16 protein-coding genes are annotated in these 20,958 nt (G+C 31.2%); 14 read left to right on the top strand and 2 right to left on the bottom strand.

Annotated elements, in window-relative coordinates:
* Positions 1-13: 13 nt before the first annotated feature.
* Positions 14-2,398 (bottom strand): penicillin acylase family protein, encoded by a 2,385-nt coding sequence (locus MARIT_RS02560; protein ID WP_100210670.1) that lies wholly within the window; start codon positions 2,396-2,398, stop codon positions 14-16.
* A gap of 456 nt (positions 2,399-2,854) precedes the next feature.
* Between MARIT_RS02560 and pelF the strand changes: the two genes are divergently transcribed.
* The 7 genes from pelF (at position 2,855) to galE (ending at position 14,712) form a co-directional block, all read left to right on the top strand.
* Positions 2,855-4,363, top strand: coding sequence for a GT4 family glycosyltransferase PelF (pelF, locus tag MARIT_RS02555; protein ID WP_024741355.1), 1,509 nt, complete (start codon positions 2,855-2,857; stop codon positions 4,361-4,363).
* Complete coding sequence (locus tag MARIT_RS02550; protein ID WP_024741356.1) at positions 4,353-5,945, top strand: polysaccharide biosynthesis protein; 1,593 nt, start codon at positions 4,353-4,355, stop codon at positions 5,943-5,945. Before pelF ends, MARIT_RS02550 begins: the two co-directional genes overlap by 11 nt.
* 10 nt (positions 5,946-5,955) lie before the next feature.
* Positions 5,956-6,738 carry an endo alpha-1,4 polygalactosaminidase gene (locus tag MARIT_RS02545; protein WP_024741357.1) on the top strand — a complete coding sequence of 261 codons (783 nt, stop codon included), beginning with the start codon at positions 5,956-5,958 and terminating at the stop codon, positions 6,736-6,738.
* A gap of 315 nt (positions 6,739-7,053) precedes the next feature.
* Positions 7,054-8,712 carry a hypothetical protein gene (locus MARIT_RS02540; RefSeq protein ID WP_157926167.1) on the top strand — a complete coding sequence of 553 codons (1,659 nt, stop codon included), beginning with the start codon at positions 7,054-7,056 and terminating at the stop codon, positions 8,710-8,712.
* Positions 8,709-12,449 carry a DUF2194 domain-containing protein gene (locus MARIT_RS02535; RefSeq protein ID WP_100210668.1) on the top strand — a complete coding sequence of 1,247 codons (3,741 nt, stop codon included), beginning with the start codon at positions 8,709-8,711 and terminating at the stop codon, positions 12,447-12,449. Before MARIT_RS02540 ends, MARIT_RS02535 begins: the two co-directional genes overlap by 4 nt.
* Before the next feature lie 101 nt (positions 12,450-12,550).
* On the top strand, positions 12,551-13,678 hold the full coding sequence (locus MARIT_RS02530; protein WP_024741360.1) for a DegT/DnrJ/EryC1/StrS family aminotransferase: 1,128 nt from the start codon (positions 12,551-12,553) through the stop codon (positions 13,676-13,678).
* Positions 13,679-13,698: 20 nt separating this feature from the next.
* Complete coding sequence (galE, locus tag MARIT_RS02525) at positions 13,699-14,712, top strand: UDP-glucose 4-epimerase GalE (RefSeq protein WP_024741361.1); 1,014 nt, start codon at positions 13,699-13,701, stop codon at positions 14,710-14,712.
* 143 nt (positions 14,713-14,855) lie between these two features.
* Here galE and fabD read toward each other — a convergent pair whose 3' ends face one another.
* Positions 14,856-15,743 carry an ACP S-malonyltransferase gene (gene fabD / locus MARIT_RS02520; protein ID WP_024741362.1) on the bottom strand — a complete coding sequence of 296 codons (888 nt, stop codon included), beginning with the start codon at positions 15,741-15,743 and terminating at the stop codon, positions 14,856-14,858.
* Between the two features lie 81 nt (positions 15,744-15,824).
* On the opposite strand from fabD, the gene MARIT_RS02515 reads away from it, so the two are divergent.
* The 7 genes from MARIT_RS02515 (at position 15,825) to MARIT_RS02485 (ending at position 20,958) form a co-directional block, all read left to right on the top strand.
* Positions 15,825-16,514 (top strand): queuosine precursor transporter, encoded by a 690-nt coding sequence (locus MARIT_RS02515; RefSeq protein ID WP_100210667.1) that lies wholly within the window; start codon positions 15,825-15,827, stop codon positions 16,512-16,514.
* A gap of 6 nt (positions 16,515-16,520) precedes the next feature.
* Positions 16,521-17,597: an ABC transporter permease gene (locus MARIT_RS02510; RefSeq protein WP_100210666.1), complete on the top strand. Its 1,077-nt coding sequence runs from the start codon at positions 16,521-16,523 to the stop codon at positions 17,595-17,597.
* 90 nt (positions 17,598-17,687) lie between these two features.
* Positions 17,688-18,140 (top strand): acyl-CoA thioesterase, encoded by a 453-nt coding sequence (locus tag MARIT_RS02505; RefSeq protein WP_024741365.1) that lies wholly within the window; start codon positions 17,688-17,690, stop codon positions 18,138-18,140.
* The gene (locus MARIT_RS02500) at positions 18,127-18,915 is read left to right on the top strand and encodes a DNA/RNA non-specific endonuclease (RefSeq protein ID WP_024741366.1); all 789 of its coding nucleotides are present in this window, start codon (positions 18,127-18,129) and stop codon (positions 18,913-18,915) included. Before MARIT_RS02505 ends, MARIT_RS02500 begins: the two co-directional genes overlap by 14 nt.
* Positions 18,916-19,017: 102 nt before the next feature.
* On the top strand, positions 19,018-19,848 hold the full coding sequence (locus tag MARIT_RS02495) for a helix-turn-helix domain-containing protein (protein ID WP_024741367.1): 831 nt from the start codon (positions 19,018-19,020) through the stop codon (positions 19,846-19,848).
* A 120-nt stretch (positions 19,849-19,968) separates the two neighbouring features.
* Positions 19,969-20,424, top strand: coding sequence for a peptide-methionine (R)-S-oxide reductase MsrB (gene msrB, locus MARIT_RS02490; RefSeq protein ID WP_024741368.1), 456 nt, complete (start codon positions 19,969-19,971; stop codon positions 20,422-20,424).
* Between the two features lie 48 nt (positions 20,425-20,472).
* Positions 20,473-20,958, top strand: coding sequence for a peroxiredoxin family protein (locus MARIT_RS02485; RefSeq protein WP_100210665.1), 486 nt, complete (start codon positions 20,473-20,475; stop codon positions 20,956-20,958).

Below are 20,958 nucleotides of genomic sequence, written 5' to 3'. Positions count from 1 at the left end.
TCTCTTATATTTTTTATTTAATTTCTACCGGATTCAAAAGCAGTACATTTTTTGATTGTTCTATTTCTTTTTGATTTAACTTCATCTTCACAAACCCTCCCTTTAAATACACTTCTGCTTGATTTTTATAATATTTACTAAAAACATTCCCCGATTGTCCTGTAGGTAAAATCCCCCAACTATTATCTATATCTGAAAAGTCAACAACTCTTCTCGTAGAAGGCCCTGCATGAATTTTATAGTACCCCGTACTATCTATATTATAGATCTGGTTATTAATCACTTGATCTCCTCCATTTGTTCTAAAAGGCCCAACGTTAAACAATTTCTTTAAGAAGCCTCCTGCCTTTCCTATAACATGCTCATGCTCTACAAAAGCAACCCTTTTCCATTTCCAATCTTCAACATTTCCTCCTAATTGATTTTTAAGAAAAGAAAACGCTTTTTTAAACGATTTTACTATAATCTCATCCTTACTTTCAACTTTATCTTTAGTAGTAACATCATCCCACCAAATAGATTTTCCTCTTTTTATCTGTACCGGCAGCACTTTTTCCATAAAAGGAGTGTTTTCAAATTGAGAAAAAGCAGCCCCAATTTCATCTTGAAAAGTATTTTTCTGAAACTCATAAACGAGTCTATTATAAACAACAGGACCTACTTCATCCACCCCATAGTAACCACTCCAAGAATCAAGCATATAGATCGCTTTTTTTTCACTAGCAGAAAACGATTCCTTCTTTAAAACTTTCATAAATTCATCTACAATTTCTAAAACTACTGGAGAAACAGCATCGTTTAACATCTTACCAACATCTTGCTTCGTAAAATCATTTTTCTCCTCCAACAATGTAACAATTCTCCTCGCTCTACTCCCCACTAAATAATACCCCGGATACAGTTCTCCCTTAACAGAATCAAACTGATTATTAGCCGAATACACATAATTCCAACTAGGATTTATTGCTTCTGGATTCTCCTTAAAATCTAAATATCTTAAAATTTCATCTTCCCCAGAAGCACCATTTAAAAAAGTTTTTGTGTATAATGAATCCCTATACTGATACAATTTTGCCGATGCAAACCAAGCTATATTACCCTCTGCGTCTCCATACATAATATTCAACCCTGGAGCATGCAACTTACCTACTCCTTCTTTAAACTCTAGCAACGACGTTGCATGCGATATTTCATACCCCACTTCTAATAACTTATTTTCTAACCCCGTATAAATCCATTGCATCGCTACTGGTTTTCTATTATTTAACTGATCTATCATCTCATTAACCACAGGACCATGTTTACTTACTTTCAGCTGATATACCGTATCTCTCTCTCCCTTTATCTCAATGCGTTTCTCAACCAAATCATATTTTAAAAACTCATTAACAAACTTATATTCTAAATCATTATTTGGATTATTCTCTTCATAATAAAAGTCTATATCGTCATTTTCCAACATTGTTAAGCCATAGGCGTATTTTCTATTATGACCTAACAAAGGAAAAGGAGTTAATGCTAAATTAAAACCATACATTTCATAATTGGGCGTTTTTATATGTGATTGATACCAAACGGAGGGTTGTGAAAAGCCTATATGAGGATCATTCGCAAAAATCACTTTTCCATTCCTTGTTTTATCTGCTCCAATCACCCATGAATTACTTCCTATAAAAGGAGATATTGGCAATTTTTCATAAAGCATATTTACCATACTCACATATTCCTCTTTAATCCTTTTATATTTGCTATTAGATTTTATCAAGGTTAAATTTTCATAATCTCCACCTAACAACTCTCTAAAATACTTCGCTCCTAATTTTTCTTTAACTTCCGTCAATAATGGATCCGTTTTATGAGCTGCCGCAAAACTAAAAGCCATATAACCAAATACGTTATAAATATCTTTCATTGTATATTTCTCTTTTTCAATCCCCAATAAATAAAACTCTAAAGGCGTTCTTCCCTCCTCTATAAACTGGTTTATCCCTTTTAAATATGCTTTAGCCAAGACATAAGCATCAGAATCTTTATCTAAATTAAGTATTGTTTTCTCTGAAGCCTCTTCAATACCTAATCCTGAGAAAAACATATCTACCTTTAGTAATTCCTTTCCAAAAATTTCTGACAACCGCCCTGCCGAAATTCTTCTTACCAACTCCATTTGCCATAATCTATCTTGCGCATGCACATACCCTAAAGCTACATAAGCATCTTTCTGATTAAATGCATTGATATGAGGAACCCCTACTTCATCATAATACACTTCAATTTGCTTTGATATTCCTTCAAGTAGCAACTCCCCCTTATATTTTGGCTCAAACCATTCAGATATTCCCCAACCAATAATCAACAATAAAGCAATTAACATAAACAGAAATCTTATTACATATTTCATATCATTCGTTTTTAACCAAAGATAGTAGTTTTACGTATTTCTAAAAAAAAAGAAGCTACGCGAGAAGTTTTTCGTCTTTACATTTCCTTAAAAAAAACCAATAAAAATCTTAACAATACGTTAAAATTACTCAACACCCCCCCCTTTAAAAACTATCATTTACACCTTTTTTTTAAAACATAAGAAGCTAAAAACAAACCACCTACACTATAAAAACGTACTTATACGCACATATAGTAACGTATAAATACTTATAAAAAAAAGTAGTTATCCTCTATTATATTTCAGTACTTTTGGGTATTTCAAAGTATTCAAACATAAGCTAGATTTGCAAACTGGAAGTAAAAAAAGTACCAAAAATAGCAGCCCTTCATACGGGCTCTTTTTCACTTACTTTTATACTTCCCCTCTTTATTTCCCCCCGATCAATTATTTATTATTTATAAAAATATTCGCATGAATAAAAGGGTATTACTTATAACAGAGGGAACCTATCCATATAACTATGGAGGTGTATCTAGTTGGTCACATACTTTATGCAACTTAACTAGAGGCATTGATTTTCATTTATATTCACTAAATTCAGAGTTTGAGCGTCAACCTAGATATCTTCTTGGTAAAAATATTAAAAGCGTTACTCAACTCCCACTTTGGGCGTATGATCACCCTTTTGACCTCATAGACTATAATATTTCCTATAAAGAAGTTATTGAAAAAAAATTAAACACTACTGATTTTGTCATCAATCAACAATTTATACCTCTTTTTCGAATACTTATTAAAAACTTAATTGCTGACCATCCTAATTTAGATCATTTAGAGCAGACTGTTTACAATCTTTATGACTATTTTAAAAAACACGATTATGATAAAACATTAAAAAGTTTGCCCGTTTGGAAAGAGTTTAAAACTATTTTAATAGACGCTTCTTTAGAAGAAATTGAAAAGATAACGTTAGAAGATATTTCTTTTTCTTTAAGATGGCTTAGTAAAATGTTAATGACATTATCTATACCCGTTCCTGAAGTTGACATTGCTCATATTACTCTTACAGGGTTTCCTGTCATTCCTGCTTTAATTGCTAAAAAAGAACATGGCAGCTTGGTTTTGGGTACTGAACATGGTATCTTTATAAGAGAGCATATGATTTATGCAAATAGTGCTCCTTTTTCATTTTTCATTAAAAACTTAATGATTAGATGCTCTACTACAATTACTAAATTAGCTTTTACAAAATCTGATAAAGTTACTTCCGTTAATATATTTAATACCACGTGGGAATTTAAATTTGGTTTATCAGAAGATAGATCTGAAATCATTTATAATGGAGTAGATGAACATAAATTTTCATGTGGAAAAAAACCAGAACATCTTAAAGACACTCCCACAGTAGTAGCCATTGCTAGAATATTTGCTTTAAAAGATATTCTTACCATGATTAGGACATGTGGTCATGTAAAAAAGACCATCCCAGATATACGTTTTCTCGTGTATGGAGATAAGAATGCCGTTCCTGAATACACTTTAGAGTGTAATAAACTCATTAAAGAGCTCGAACTTACAGATAGTTTTATTCTTGCTGGGCATCATAGTGCTCCTAATAAGGCTTTCTTAGAAGGTGACATTTCTATATTAACCTCTATTTCAGAGGGTTTCCCTTATACAGTAATAGAATCCATGAGTTGTGGAGTTCCTGTTGTGGCAACAGATGTTGGTGGTGTGAGTGAGGCCATTACAGATACTACTGGTTTTATATGCCAGCCCAAAAAGTTTGAAGATTTAGGAAATAAGGTAATCTATCTATTACAAAATAAAGAAATAAGGCTTCAAATGGGGCAAAATGCAAGAAAAAGGGTTCTTGAGCATTTCACTATAGATAAGATTATGAGAACATATGAAGATCTATACCTAAATTTACAAAGCGCTTCAATGGTTGTGAAAAAGGTTGAGTCTTATGCTGAATAATTACACGGAAAACTATAACGAACTTTTTGATCAAATACGAAGTAGGATAGGAAAACCTGTTTCTATTGATGTTGTGGTTGCTATTATTGAATCTTTTGGATTAAAGGATAAAAATATTCCTGTTGAATATGATTTTAAAGATATTAGAGAACTCGCTACTAAAATTTTTAAAGAGCTAAGATCTGATCTTTATAAAGACCTAAAAAATCAAGAAGAAATTCGAAAAGATTCAAACGTAAAAAAAGAAAAGGAAGGTTTTTTGCATGAGGTAATACTCTTCGTTAAATCTTATTTATCAAATACCTCTTCTTTACTTACTTTAGTTATTCAACTGGCAACTATTATAATATTTGGACTATCTCTTTATGCTTTTGTTGGCTTTAATCAACTACAATCAACGGCTGTTATTTTAGGCATTATATTAGGGATGGTATTAAGCGGCGGTATCATACAAGTAGTAGGTAGCGAGGTTTCCAAACATTATTATTTGAAAGATTTTGAAATGGTAAGAAGAATGACTTTTTTTCTTATAAAGCAAGGAGTTTTATTTTTAGCAACTTGCCTCTCTATAATCATTATATTTAATCTGTTAGTACCTATATATCCTTTTTCTATGGTATTTTTTACATCAATTTACGCTTTTCTAATTGGTGTATTGTTTTTAGTTTTTGCGCCTCTCCATGTATTAAAAAGCCGTATTGTTATATTTATATCAATAACTTTCCCTACTCTTTTAGGTATTTATTTAGCCAAAAGGCAGCATGTAAGTATATATCAAATCCATTTCATTGGTTTATTACTAGCTATAACTATGGTACTTGGTTTTATTTTCTTTTATTTTAAGTCTAAAAAAATTCAAAAAACAAAGAGAAAAAGATATACCAAAGGAGCACTTTTTTATAATAATATTTATTTCTTTTTGTATGGCTCACTCATTAACCTATTCTTTTTCATTGATCGAATAGTAGCATGGTCTAACTATAAAACAAGTAATTTTTTCTTTCCTGTTTTATATGAAAAAGATTATGAAATAGGTATGGATATTTCTATTATTTTCTTTTTTTTACTAGCAGGATCCATAGAATATAGCAATACTTTTTTTATCACAAAGCTGAATAAAACAAGGCATCATACAAAATTTATTGATATCAAATCTTATCAAAAAAGTATTTACAAAATTTACTTAAGAAATATTGGTTTGCTAATACTTACTTCAATTCCTTTTTACATTTTTGTGCAATATATAATTTATGGAGAATGGGGGTATAATCATTATTTTGCGGAGCCGATAGAAGCTATTAACATAAAAATAGCACAAATAAGTACCATTGCCTACTTTTTTGTGTGCTGGGGTATATTAAACACTTCTTATTTAACATTCTTAAAAAAACAACGGACTGTTGTAAAAATACTTTTTATAGCCTGTATTACTAATATTATTTCTGGCTTCTTTTTAAGTAGATTTTTTTATTACGAAGATAGCGTTTACGGCCTACTAATAGGAGCAATACTCTTTGCTGGCCTAACATTCAAAGAAAATATAAACATTTTAAAAAACATTGATTATTATACGTCTTATTAAATACTCGATTTTGTCTATTACCTTTTTATTATCATCAAAGATTTTTTCTAATTCTGGAAAGGACAACATTTTTCTGTGTTACGGGAAAGTACCTGTGCAACAAATAGTTGATTTTAAATACGTAATCCTTGAAGAAGCTCATTATACCAAAGAAGAAGTTTCTGAAATAAAAAAGAAAAACGACAACGTTTTATGCTATATTTCTCTTGGAGAGGTTCATCAATATGTGTCTTTTTATAAAGAAGCCAAAAAATATACATTGCAAGGTAAAAATACTACTTGGAATAGCTATTATCTTGATCTAGAACAAAAACCTCTTCAACATATTCTTTTACAAAATATTCAAGAAAAGTTGAGAAAAGGATTCGACGGGCTCTTTCTTGACAATATTGACAACTATGGACCTTATGGAAAACAGAAACATCTTCAAAAAAAATTAGTTGAGTTTTTAGCTACAATCAAGAGTAATTTCCCTACCATTTATTTAATGCAAAACGCAGGGCTCCCTCTTGTTGAATACACACATCCTTATGTGAATTCTGTTGCTATAGAATCAGTAATAACAAACTACGATTTTCAACATAAAGAATATAAATTTCGAAAAAGAAGAGAAAGAAAGAGAATTATAAAAGCTTTACAAAAAATAGAATGCGAATATAAAATCCCTTTTTTACTAATAGAATATACCAATAATAAAAGAAAGTATAGAAAAATCAAAAGAAAACTAAAAAGACATAACTGGAATTTATTTATAGGTCAAATTGACCTACAAAGAAAACCAACATTTAATTAAAGTAAAATGACATCTCTCCAAACTAGTTTATTCCTTAGTGTAATGAGATTTACGTTAATAGGAATACTATTTTATTTTTTCAGTAAGAATATAAATCAAAAAAAAGAAAGATTTTTTTCTGATTTTTTGGCTATTAACATTAGTAAATATACTAGTATAAGTGTAATCATTATATTTTTTTTGGTCCACCTTGAAAACTATGCTTTTTTTAATTATATTTTTCTGATTTTCATTTTCTTTATTTTCGATATACATAATTTTGTCGGACCTGCTCAAATTTACCAATCTTTAAAGAGCAACTTTGATACATTAACATTGAAAGCTATTGGTTTTATAGAAGAACCTCATAAATGGCACTCTATAAAGTTGTATTTTTCAGACAAAAAACTCTCTCAACAAGAGACTCATGATTTACTGGCTGTTGTTTTTATAATTATTACAGCTCTTTTTTCAAGAGTTACCTTTTATACGAATGATGCGTATTTATTTTCTGAAGATTGGTTTTACGATCTAGAAAAATTACTTTCAATATCTGATCAAAAATGGTTTAATTTAGACCATACAGAAACAGGAGAATTTGCTCTTGTTGACCTGTATAGCAAAACACTAAAAGTAGGTCCTGAAATTGCACTACAAACTTTTGGAATTATCCAAACAATTCTTCTTTCTGTTTTAGCCTACTGGATTGTAAAAAAATCCAATGTAAAAGAAAGACTCATCATTCCTATTTTTACAGCCATTATTTTTATAGGAACGGTAAGCATATCTCCATCTAGCATACATTTTATACTCAAGCACCATTCTATTTTATCGGTATTGTCTATATCATTTCCTCTTTTGATTCTTTTAACAAACAATAACCCTTTTTATCGAAGTGCTAAATCAATTATAATTTATACAAGCCTTATTTCTACAGCTTGCTTTTTAATTTCATTTTCTGATTTTTTAATCATATTTTTCCCTTTCTTATTATTTACAATCCTTTATAACTCTGAGAAAAAAATCAAAGAGAAAACAGTATTAACCTTATCTTTCTTATTTCCTGCTATATGCATCATTGTATCTCATTTTCTATTATATGAACATGAGTATTTTGATCCATTATTTTTCATTAAAAACAGTTTTATCAATGCCTCTGATTTCGTTAAAATATCCGATATCAGTACTGCATATCTAACCATCATAAAATGGTCTATATTCTTCTGTTTTATTGGAATAACAAGTAGTTTCATAAGAAAAAACAACATTCTTTTATTAGTCTCTGCACTATATCTTTTTTATATATTATTATACCGAGTAAATCACTATTTAATTAATGAAAATTCACTTCTATTAACTTTTAAAATATTTACTCCAATAATCATTGGGTTAAATCTTCATAACCTTATTAGCCTTATACGAACAAAAGCTTTTAAAATAAAAACAATCATTACATATGCTGCCGCCTTTTTATGCTTGGTATATCTTCCTAGTACTCAAAAAGGTATTTTTGAGGATATTAAAGCTTTAAATGAAACCAATAGACAATTTCTAAAAATATACAATAATATAACTACAGAACACCTCCCCTATACCTATGCTGTAGTTGGAAACGGAAAAATGATAGATTTTAGTAAAAACAAACATCTTTTTCTCAATTACCATGAATTTAATACTGAATACTTGCAAAGGGATTCTATTTATCATAAAAACATTAAAGACGATGATTTTATGAAAAATAATCCCAGCATAATTTTACCAAACAGTATTTTCTTATTTGAAATTTTGGGTACTGATAAAAACTTTAATGAAGCTTTAAAAATTACTAGTTCTGATCAACTCAAAACAAATAATCATATAATAACTACATTAAAAAAGAGGGGTAGAAAAATCAACTTATACACCAAAACAGATAAGTTGATTATCTATGAAATCATTAACAAAAAGAGTAGCAGTCATATTAATGAAATGCTCTTCTTAGATAAAAGATTATGAAAAAAGGCTTTTTAATTATACAAATATCAGCGAGTTTACTATTAATGTTTTTAGTATTAAATGGGAATATATTTTCAGATAAAAAGCTGGGAGTAACCGATTCTCAAAAAGATACTTCAAGAAAGAAATATACGACAAGTGACTATTTCTTAAAAAGCACTACTCCTTTAATCGGTTATCTAATCAATGAAAAAGACACCATTGTGAATTGGCCTTATGAAAGCGCAAAAATAGTATGTGATTATACCAAAATTCCATTTGCTACAATAAAACTTACAGATTTAAATGATGAAAAATACATCATTCCTACTTCACTCAAAGCTATTTGTATTGATGATACTAAAAAAATATCTGAGAAAGCTATTCAAAAAATTTTAAAATTTGTTGCTAATGGAGGAAACTTGATAATCCCCAATTTTATTGAAGACAGGCGATTTGGCTACTTAATTGGTTTAGATAAAGACGAATCAAAATATACTTACAATACTACCGCAAAAGGAATCAAGTATCAAAAAAACTTTATCCCTAATATAAATAATGTAATTTCCCATAAAAAAAACATTCATTACGGTCTTGATTTAAAAAGTTTTAAAAAAGATATTGAGGTACTAGCATATGCAGCAAATGAAAAAAAATATCCTGTCATCATTCAGAATAAAGTTGGTTTAGGAAAAGTAATTTTTTATAACTCTGGAGTGGTAATAGCAAAACATGAAAGAGGTATATTGTTCGCATCTCTCTTATCTACATTAGAAGGAGTTCCATACCCTATAGCTAGTGTAGCTGCTTTTTTCTTAGATGATTTTCCTAGTCCCATATATTCTTTCAGGAAAGAACCTATATCAACAGAATACAATATTACCAATCAAGAATTTGTAAACGATATTTGGTGGCCAGATATGGTTACCTTGGCAAAAAAACACAATATTATATATACTGCTACTATAATTTTTAATTATGAAGAAAACACGCATCCTCCATTTTTCTTTAGAGAATGGGAAAGAACAAGGCACCATAATGCGTCTGTTCCTCACCTAATTACTAAAGATTTTTTAGCAAAAAAACATGAGCTTGGAATTCATGGCTACAATCACGTCTCTTTACTTAAAAGGGATTGGAATCCTAAAAATATTGATATCGCGCTTTTATCTGTAAAGAAAAAATGGGTATTGAATGAATACGAAAGGTTACCTGCTTCCTACATTCCTCCATCTAACTATATTGATAAAATGGGTATTGAGTCTTTAAGTAAGTTCCTTCCTTCTATAAAATATATGTGTAGTAGTTACGAAGGAACTTTTACAAAGGGAGGTGATAGGGAATACAACCCTGAACCTTACTCTGATTACATGTTTGGGATGCCTAGAACAACCTCTGGATATTATTTAAAAGACCCTAAAAGGTTTATTAAAGAGTCAGTGTACTTATTCACTGGAATTTGGTCTCATTTTGTACACCCCGATGATGTATATCAATTTCCTAATAAGGATAATGATAAGGTTAGAGGACACTTTAAATATAGAAATGAACTTTCGCTTAACTGGAGATCCAAAAATTCGAAAGGATTAAAAGGAATGTTTCAAACAATGGATAGTATTTTAGCTACGCATAGAAAAAATTATCCTTTTACAGAATTCCTTGATGTTAGAGCTGGAGGAACTAGAGTAGCGAATATCCGCAATAGCAACTTTGAACACTATAAGGATCATGACTTTTACCGTGTAAAAAACCTCAACGATAATCTAGAAGCACAAAACTGGTTTGTGTATATTTCAGAAAAAAGGACAAAGGAAATTTCTAAATACCTCAAAGAAAACAAAATACCCTTTACCACACTTCCATTCCAAAAAGGAACTTTGTTCAACGTCAAAACAGCAAAACAATCTATCAAAATACCGTTAGCTAAAGTTTCTAAAAAAATCGTTGATTTTGAAAAAATCTCTTCAGAATACCAAGAAGATCTTACTTTTAGAAGTACAATAAGTTTTTCTGACACTATGGTTACTGAAAAAATTAAAGCGCTTCGTAAAGAACTATTATTAAGTAAAACAATAGATTTAGAAAAATGGAAATTATATGCTAAATATGCTGGTTGGTTAAAAAGAGAAATGCAATTTTGGATTGATTTGGAAAACTATTATTATATAAATCAAAACTACGAAACAGCTGCCCTATCGAAAGAACTTGCTAAATTAATTTGGTACATTACCGAAGGAGACAATGAAAAATGGCTTGAGCGACAAATATTAACAACCAATAACCCCGAAATAAAGCTCTTATTACTAAAAGCATATGTAAAGAACTTTAATACAGAAAATAATAGTATAGCCATTACTAGTAAACTAAAACTAATTGCTGAATTAGAACCTACTGTAGCAAACAAAACTTCTTACATTTCAAATTTACTGTGGAATAACTTACCAGAAACACTTGCCGTATTGGAAATATTAGAACCTTCTGATGACTATAAAGAAATAGCAGAAAGCATTGCTTGGTTTTTCTATGAAAAAGAACAAATTCAGAAAGCAATAGCATGGGCAAAACTTACTGACAAAATAACCATTGATACTAAGTTATATTGGTTATTCAACGCCAAACTTTATGACGAGCTTAAAGAGTTTTATGCTCAGCATATTAAAGAGCACCCTAATGATGACCTAGCTAAGAAAACAATGAGTGATATTTATTTAACTAGAAATAAATTCAAAGAATCTTGGTTAATTGCTTCTACAATAAATAATGATTATAAAGACTATGATAAAACACAGAAAGAATTAAATAAAGTTTTTAGCTACCAAGAACTTCCCTTGAGAAAAGACATTCTTATTAATCACGGAACATATCTTTTAAACAAAGAAAAAGAACAAGTTCTAGTTACCATTGAAAGCGGGGATGCTATTAACCTTCATGGATTTATCAACACTAACAAAAGTAATATTGATTATTTTGATAGATCAATGACCTATAGTTTGGTAACTGAAAAATTAGCAACTCATAATATTTCAGCTACAAGCACATTAATTACCTCTGAGTTTAATCATACAGAACAAACCTTATATGGGCTCCAATATGAATTTAAAAACTCAAAAACAGGAGGCAATAAAATTAATTATGCTGCTAGATTAAGAGCTGAAACAAATAAAAGTCGCTATTATTACCAATTGGCCTTAAAAGGTAATTACAATATAAGAAATTCCTTTATTTCATTAAATTACGACTTATACCCTGTAAAAAATGAAATTGCATATCGTAAAGATATCTATAGAAATCAATTAGGCCTTTATGTAGAAAGAAACTTTAAAAACAAAACTAACTTCCGCATATATTCAGAAGCTAATTATTATACAGACCACGAAACAGATCTCACTTTTGGAGCTTCTGCTAACAAACCAATTTATCTATTTGGAAATCATCAATTTGGTGCTGCTTTAGAAGCATCTACAAGTCTAGGTTCTGCTGATAGAGTTAATGGATTTCCTTATTTTATGATCAAAAATCAATCTTTTGGAGGAGGAGGGGTTAATTATCTCTTTAGAAATAAAGATAATAGTACTAATATTTCTCTAGATGGAATGTATTTTGCTGACAGTTACTCAGGAGGCTTCTCTAGGTTTAGAGCTCAAATCAATTTACAGTTTTTAAAATATTATTTCTTACATCTCAATGGAGAATTATTCAACAATAAATTATATCATTCCAACTCATTAAATATTGGCGTAACATATCATATAAAATAACAATATTTCATTAAAAGATCATTGCTTTAATTAATTTCCCTAATCATATAAAATCAATCGAAGATTGTTCGTATTTTTGACCTTCTTTAAAATCATATTTTATGAGAAAAATACAAATGGTTGACCTTCCTGGTCAATACCAACATATAAAAAGTACGGTAGATGCTTGCATACAAGAAGTACTTGACTCTGCCACTTATATAAACGGACCGTACGTTAAAGAATTTCAGACCGACCTAGAAAAATACTTGGGTGTAAAACATGTGATTCCATGTGCTAATGGCACAGACGCTTTACAAATAGCAATGATGGGACTCGGTTTAGAAGAAGGGGATGAAGTTATTACTGCTGACTTTACTTTTGCAGCTACTGTAGAAGTAATTGGATTATTAAAATTCACCCCTGTATTAGTAGATGTTGAACCAGATACCTATAATATAAGCATTGACGCGTTAAAAAAAGCCATTACCCCTAAGACCAAAGCCATTGTGCCTGTTCATTTATTTGGGCAATGCGCTAATATGGAGCGCATTTTAGAAATTGCTAAAGAGCATGGGCTATTCGTCATTGAAGACAACGCTCAGGCAATAGGAGCTGACTATACTTTTTCAGATGGTACTAAAAAGAAAGCTGGAACTATGGGAAATGTTGGAACAACTTCTTTTTTTCCATCTAAAAACCTCGGCTGCTACGGTGATGGTGGCGCTATTTTCACCAATGATGATGAGCTTGCTCATACGCTCCGCGGAATTGTAAACCATGGAATGTATAAACGCTATTATCATGACGTAGTTGGTGTAAACTCTCGTTTAGATAGTATTCAAGCAGCCGTTTTAAAAACAAAACTCCCTTTATTAGATAGCTATTGTGACGCTCGTAGAAAAGCGGCTGATTATTACACAAATGCTTTTAAAGATAATCCTCATATCATTACCCCAATAACTAGTAGTTTTACCTCTCATGTTTTCCATCAATATACCTTGCGTATTACTAACGGAAAACGTAATGAGCTACACCAATATCTATTAGAAAACAATATTCCTAACGCTATTTACTATCCAGTTCCTTTGCATGCTCAAAAGGCATACCAAGACAAGCGTTATACTGAAACTAATTTTCCTGTAACAAACCAATTAATTGATGAGGTAATTTCTTTACCAATGCACACTGAACTTGATGAAGATCAATTAATGTTTATTACTAAAACTGTTTTAGATTTTATAAAGTAACTTAAAAAAACCCCTTCAATATGAAAAAAATTTTAGTAACAGGCGGCTTAGGATTCATAGGTTCCCATACCGTTGTCGAGTTACAAAAAGCAGGCTTTGATGTTATTATAATCGATAATTTATCCAATACTAGGCTTAGTGTTTTAGATAATATTACTGCCATAACAGGAATCAAACCCGATTTTCATCAACTAGATTTACGAATCAAAGATGATGTAGCCACATTTTTTGAAAACAACCCTATAGATGGCATTATTCATTTTGCTGCTTCAAAAGCTGTAGGCGAAAGCGTAGAAAAGCCATTAGATTATTATGAAAATAATATAGGTACTCTTGTATATTTACTGCAAGAAATGAAAAAAAGAAATATTGATAATTTTATTTTTAGTTCTTCTTGTACTGTTTACGGACAAGCTGACAAGCTACCTATTACTGAAAATGCGCCTATAAAGCCTGCGGAATCTCCTTATGGAAATACGAAGCAAATTGGTGAAGAAATTATACGAGAAAATTGCATTGCAAATAATAAAAATGCAATTGCACTACGTTATTTCAATCCTATTGGTGCCCACGAAAGCGTTAAAATAGGAGAACTTCCTTTGGGGGTTCCTCAAAACTTAATTCCTTTTGTTACACAAACTGCCGCTGGAATTAGAGAAGAACTTTCCGTTTTTGGAAATGACTATCCTACTTCAGACGGAACTGCTATTAGAGATTATATTCATGTAGTTGATTTAGCCAAAGCCCATATTGCTGCACTACAACGTCTATTAGATAAAAAAAACAAACAAAAGTTTGAATTTTTTAATGTAGGCACCGGAGTTGGAAGCACTGTACTAGAAGTCATCAAAGCATTTGAAAAAGCCTCTGGAAAGCCTCTAAATTATAAAATCGTTGCGCGTCGTGCGGGCGACATTACAGCTGCTTATGCTGATACAACAATTGCCAATAAAGAGCTTAACTGGAAAACTGAAAAAACACTTGAAGAAGCCTTAGCCGATGCTTGGAAATGGCAAATGCAACAACAAGCTTAAAACTTTTATACTAAAAAAAATAGATTTGATATTTAATCAAATCTATTTTTTTTAAGCTAAGCTTCTTTGTATAATGATTTAAAAGGCGTATTAATTTTATCAAAAAAGAAAGAGCTTGTAAAACTCCTTCCTTTATCTAATATCTATTGCTCCACAGAAACTCCATTTGCGGTAACGCTTCTATCTATTTTACGCATTAATCCTTGCAATACTTTTCCTGGTCCTATCTCTATAAACTCAGTTCCCCCATCAGCTATCATTTGCTGAATTGACTGCGTCCAACGAACTGGTGCTGTTAATTGCATTATTAAGTTTTCTTTAATTTCAACAGGGTCAGTAACTGCTTTCGCTACTACATTCTGATATATAGGGCAACTTGGAGTAGTAAACTCTGTAGCTTCTATAGCCGCTGCCAACTCTTCTCTTGCTGGCTCCATCATAGGTGAATGAAACGCTCCTCCAACAGGCAAAACCAATGCCCTCTTTGCTCCTTTTTCTTTTAACGCTTCACAAGCCTTATTTATAGCTTCTATTTCTCCTGAAATGACCAATTGCCCTGGACAATTATAATTAGCTGCCACAACTATTCCTTCAATATCATTGCAAACCTCTTCTACAACCTTATCTTCTAACCCTAAAACTGCCGCCATTGTAGAAGGTTTCGCTTCACATGCTTTTTGCATTGCCAAAGCTCTTTTAGAAACTAATTTTAATCCATCTTCAAAAGATAATGCTCCATTCGCTACTAAAGCTGATAATTCCCCCAAGGAATGTCCTGCTACCATTTCTGGCTTAAAATCATTGCCCAATACTTTAGACAAAATTACTGAATGTAAAAAAATAGCTGGTTGGGTTACTTTAGTTTGCTTTAGCTCTTCAGCAGTACCTTCAAACATAATATCAGTAATACTAAACCCTAAAATACTATTTGCTTTTTCAAAAAAACCTTGCGCTAATGGTGATTGTTCATACAAGTCTAACCCCATTCCTGGGAATTGAGCACCTTGACCTGGAAATATATATGCTTTCATATAGTATTGATTTGTTCTTCTTTTGTTAATTAGCAAAAATAAGGAATTTTAATCTGACAAATAATTGTTATTTTCGTGCCCATGACTGCGCAACAAAAATCTCAAGCACAACTAACCTATTTAGTGCTAGCCGCTCTTTTTATAGCCTCATTGGTTACCTCTAATTTAATTTTTCAAAAATTCTTTTATTGGAATCCTTTTGGTGTATATCGTTTTGAAATTTCTGTAGGCATATTACCCTACCCCATTACTTTCTTAATTACCGATATTCTCTCTGAAATTTATGGAAAAAAGAAAGCCAATCAAGTCGTCATCGCTGGTATTTTTGCCTCCTTCTTTTCAATGCTTATTCTCATAGTTGCTAATCACGCCCCTGCTATTGACAACTCTCCAATAGATACTAAAATTTTCTCTAAAGTATTTGGGTTATCTCCCCTTGCTGTATTTGCTTCTATGATTGCCTATTTATTTGCTCAATTTATTGATATTCGCATTTTCCATTATTGGAAAAACCTCACTAAAGGAAAACATTTATGGCTACGTAATAATTTTTCTACCTTTGCTTCTCAATTCATAGATACCTTTACCGTACTATTCTTATTATGCTCTTTTAAAGTACTACCTTGGAGCATTTTTACCAGCTTACTACTAAGTGGTTTCTTATTCAAAATCATCATTGCTGCTTTAGATACTCCTATTTTATACCTAGTTATCTATTGGTTTAGAAAAAGATTTGGTTTAAAAACAAATGAAGAATTTACCAGTTTTTAATACGATATGATTTCCTCAAACTCTCTCAGTCAGTTAGCTTTTAAAAAATTCCTTCAGAATACTATGGGAACTATTAGCTTACTATTTATTATTTTTTGTGGATTTATAGGAATTTTCTGCTATCTATTAGCACCAGACAATAGTTATGCTTCTAACCAAATGCATTTAGAAATTCATTCTAAACCTCCTGGATTTTCTATTCAAATGCTTAGCATCCCTTCCAAAGAAAAGAAAAATGAATCTTTCTTTTCTATTTTACTAAATGGTACCCAACATAATGATTTGGAAATCCCTATAAAATCATACAACATTAAAGGAAATACTCTTGAGATTGTAACATTTTCAGATCATTTAACCAAAACATATCCGCTAAGTGCCCTTCATCAAAATCCTACTAAATATATCAAGGAAAAAACTTTTTACTTGGGAACTGATAAATACGGAAGAGACTTGCTAAGCAGGTTATTAGTTGGCACAAGAATTTCTTTTTTTATAGGTTTTATTGCCGTTTTTATTTCCTTACTTATTGGTATTCCAATAGGTGCTATTGCTGGCTACTTTGGAGGAAAAACAGATGCCTTTATCATGTGGATTATCAACATCACTTGGTCTATCCCTACTCTCTTACTCGTAATTGCCATAACCTTGGCTCTTGGAAAAGGTTTTTGGCAAGTTTTTATTGCTGTTGGTTTAACAATGTGGGTAGAGGTTGCTCGTGTAGTAAGAGGACAAGTAATTACCACCAAACAACAACAATATGTAGAAGCTGCTAAAGCTTTAGGATTTTCTAACCTTAGAATTATCTTTAAACATATTCTGCCCAATATTGTAGCCCCTATTATTGTAATTTCTGCTGCTAATTTTGCGGGAGCTATTTTAATAGAAAGCGGTTTGAGTTTTCTTGGCATAGGAGCCCAGCCCCCTACTCCTTCATGGGGAGCCATGATTAAAAACCACTATAACTATATTATTTTAGGAAAACCTTATTTGGCCATAATTCCTGGAATGGCTATTATGAGCTTAGTAATGGCTTTTATGCTAGTAGGAAATGCGCTCCGTGATGCACTTGATGTAAAAAATTAAAACGTATAAATTCCATAAATAATCCAATAGTAAATATTCTTATTTATATTTGCCTAAAATTTTATTTACCTTTTATTATTTAATTTTACAATGAGTTTTTCCGTAAATTTCACTACCCGATGGGCAGATTTTGATGCCAATATTCACATGAGACACACAGCTTACAATGATTATGCCGCTGAATCTCGTTTACGATACTTTAAAAAGTTTAATGTTACTGTCCAAGATTTTGCTAAAGAAAAAATAGGGCCTATTTTATTTGAAGAAAACATTAAATTTTTTAAAGAAATATACCTAGGTCAAGACATTACAGTAAGCATACAATTAACTGGACTATCTAAAAATGGAGAACGTTGGAAAATCCGCCATCAAGTATTTAATGATGCAGGAAAATTATCTGCTGAGATTAATGTATATGGAGCGTGGATTGACACCGTTAAACGTAAACTAACAAGTCCTTCTGAAAAATTCCGTTTTTTATTTACTCAATTAGAAAAAACAGAAGATTTTCAGGAAATTCCTATTAAAAATGAAAAAAATTAGAAAAATAGTTTCCGCTATTATTCTAGTCATAGCATTGATTATTACCCACTATACACAAAAAAATAGTGAAACGTCCTCTGTTATAATAAATCATTCGAGCTTCAATTATTTACCTACTTCTACAACAGGTCAAATAATTAAACACCAATATTATAGCTTATCTTATAGTGAACCTCACGAGCAAGCAGAGTGGGTAGCTTATGAATTAAAAAAAGAGGACGTAGTATATACAAACCATAAGCGTCCTTTTTTTATCGAAGATCCTAAAATCAAGACAAAATCTGCTAATTACAGAAACTATAAAAAATCAGGGTACGATCGTGGGCATCTATGCCCAGCTGGAGATCGACGCTTTTCAAAACAAGCTCATGACGAAACCTTTTACACCTCTAATATTACTCCTCAAAACCACCTATTTAATGCTGGTATTTGGAATAAACTAGAACAAAAAACAAGGTATTGGGCTAAAAAATATAATTCTTTGTATGTTGTTACTGGTGGTATCTTATCTGAAAATCTACCTACAATAGGTCACGAAAAAATAGCAGTCCCTACTCATTTTTATAAAATTTTACTTGATTATACCCTTCCCGAAATCAAAGTCATTGCTTTCCTCATTCCTCATAAAGAGAGCAAACGCCCTTTGTATGAATTTGTAGTTAAGATTGACGAACTAGAAGCAAAAACAGGGATTGACTTTTTCCCAAACCTGCCTGATGATCTCGAACAAAAGCTAGAAGCTTCCAGTAATTATAAGAATTGGAGTTTTAGATAAACAAAAGCGAGTTTATTACTATATAATGTACTTCCATTTGAAAGTAATTCTCCTTCTTTTTTTAAAAATAATACTTATATTAAAGTTTTAAAACTAATTCAAATGCAATTCAATTATAAAAATAGCAATGGGGGCATATTTGATTTAATAGATACCTCAGCACTAAAGTATGTTTCCTCTAAAATGCGAGGAGATTGCTATAAAATTATATGGGCTAAAAATGATGAGATTACTGTTCAAGTTGATGGCTATAAAGTCTTTTTAAAAAAGAATCAGATGTTATTTTGCTCTCCTTTAAACTTATTGGATTTTGAAGTAGCACATAAAGAAATACTTATTTTTGTTTTTAACAGAGAGTTTTACTGTATCAGAGATCATGATAGTGAAGTATCTTGTAATGGTTTTCTATTTTTAGGATCTTCATCACCAATTACTGTAATACTAGACGAGCAAGAGCAAAAAAGCTTCCATCTTATTTATGAATTTTTTATTGAAGAGTTTGAAACAAAAGATCATATCCAAGGAGAAATGCTTTTAGTTCTTCTTAAACGACTTCTTATAAAATCAGTTAGAATTGCTCGAAAAACACTTCCTGTTAGCGATATGCCTCAAGCTAAATTAGACACTATTAGAAAATTTAACTTATTGGTAGAAATGCACTTTAGAGAAAAACATAAAGTAAGCGATTATGCTTCTTTAATGCATCTTACGCCAAAATCTTTATCCAACTTATTTGCTAGATACTATAACAAATCTCCTCTGAAGGTAATTACCGAACGCATCATACTAGAAAGCAAGCAACTACTAGACTTTTCTGATAGTAGCATTAATAAAATAGCCTATGATTTAGGTTTTGAAGAAGCTGCTCATTTCTCTAAGTTCTTTAAAAATCAAGTTGGTCTTTCTCCTAAACAGTATAAAAACTCAAAATAAAAAACCTCATGTACTTTGAGTAAAAAGTACAAAAGAACAGGTAATATCATTACGCTAAAAATAAGGTATCAGTCATAAATTTGTAGTCAACAAAAAAGACATAAAATTATGAATGAAAACATATTAACGTGGAAAGATGTAATCAATTTTACTGTAAAAGGTAACCCCACTCCAAACAAGCGCATAGAGAAAACAGTGCTGGAATGGAAAGAAATATTAACTCCCGAACAATTTAGAATTACCCGACAAAAAGGAACAGAAGCACCGCATACGGGAGCCTTATGTAGCACTTACGAAGCTGGAAAATACAATTGCGTATGTTGTGGCACTCCTTTATTTGATGCTACAATCAAATTTAATTCTGGCACTGGATGGCCTAGCTTTACCCAACCAATTAAAGAAAACGCTATTAAATATGAAAAGGATAACTCTTTTGGAATGGTTCGAATAGAGGTAATGTGTAATACCTGTGACGCTCATTTAGGACATGTTTTCCCTGATGGTCCAACTCCAAGCGGATTACGTTACTGTATTAATTCAGCATCTATGGTACTGCAAACAGGTATAGACAAATAGTAAACTATCGATTCCTAAAAATTATTTAAAAAACAACTTTATTTATAAATGAACACAACAACGCAAAAAATATTTAAAGCTCCTGAATTCGACGTAAAACACTGGGTAGATGCTAATGGAAATAAAACCAAACAACTAAAATTATCAGATTTTAATGGTACTTTCAAAGTACTGTACTGCTTCCAGAGTTGGTGTCCTGGATGTCATAGTGTAGGATTGCCTAACTTACAAAAAATGGTAACCGAATTAAAAGACAACAAAAAGGTTACCTTCTTAGCTATACAAACAGTCTTTGAGGGCTTTCATGCAAATACTTATGAAAAGATGTTGGAAACTCAAAAGAAATACGATTTAAAAATTCCTTTTGGTCATGATGCTGGAGCAGACAATGCATCTCGTTCTAATATCATGAAAAACTACCAAACGGGAGGAACTCCTTGGTTTATATTCATTGATCAAAATGAGAATGTTGTTTTTGCAGACTTCCATTTGAATGTTGACGCTGCTATTGAAATCTTAAAAAACGTACAATAA

Origin of the sequence: Tenacibaculum maritimum NCIMB 2154, from assembly GCF_900119795.1 — a bacterium.
Lineage (GTDB): Bacteria > Bacteroidota > Bacteroidia > Flavobacteriales > Flavobacteriaceae > Polaribacter > Polaribacter maritimus.
Note: the sequence above shows the minus strand (reverse complement) of the source record. Positions and strands in the feature narration are given on the sequence as shown.

Coding starts and splice junctions, on each gene's coding strand:
- galE (WP_024741361.1), top strand. CDS start 13,699: ATGAAAAAAATTTTAGTAACAGGCGGCTTAGGATTCATAGGTTCCCAT.
- MARIT_RS02535 (WP_100210668.1), top strand. CDS start 8,709: ATGAAAAAAGGCTTTTTAATTATACAAATATCAGCGAGTTTACTATTA.
- MARIT_RS02495 (WP_024741367.1), top strand. CDS start 19,018: ATGCAATTCAATTATAAAAATAGCAATGGGGGCATATTTGATTTAATA.
- MARIT_RS02560 (WP_100210670.1), bottom strand. CDS start 2,398: ATGAAATATGTAATAAGATTTCTGTTTATGTTAATTGCTTTATTGTTG.
- MARIT_RS02505 (WP_024741365.1), top strand. CDS start 17,688: ATGAGTTTTTCCGTAAATTTCACTACCCGATGGGCAGATTTTGATGCC.
- MARIT_RS02530 (WP_024741360.1), top strand. CDS start 12,551: ATGAGAAAAATACAAATGGTTGACCTTCCTGGTCAATACCAACATATA.
- MARIT_RS02510 (WP_100210666.1), top strand. CDS start 16,521: ATGATTTCCTCAAACTCTCTCAGTCAGTTAGCTTTTAAAAAATTCCTT.
- MARIT_RS02485 (WP_100210665.1), top strand. CDS start 20,473: ATGAACACAACAACGCAAAAAATATTTAAAGCTCCTGAATTCGACGTA.
- MARIT_RS02515 (WP_100210667.1), top strand. CDS start 15,825: ATGACTGCGCAACAAAAATCTCAAGCACAACTAACCTATTTAGTGCTA.
- pelF (WP_024741355.1), top strand. CDS start 2,855: ATGAATAAAAGGGTATTACTTATAACAGAGGGAACCTATCCATATAAC.
- MARIT_RS02500 (WP_024741366.1), top strand. CDS start 18,127: ATGAAAAAAATTAGAAAAATAGTTTCCGCTATTATTCTAGTCATAGCA.
- fabD (WP_024741362.1), bottom strand. CDS start 15,743: ATGAAAGCATATATATTTCCAGGTCAAGGTGCTCAATTCCCAGGAATG.
- MARIT_RS02550 (WP_024741356.1), top strand. CDS start 4,353: ATGCTGAATAATTACACGGAAAACTATAACGAACTTTTTGATCAAATA.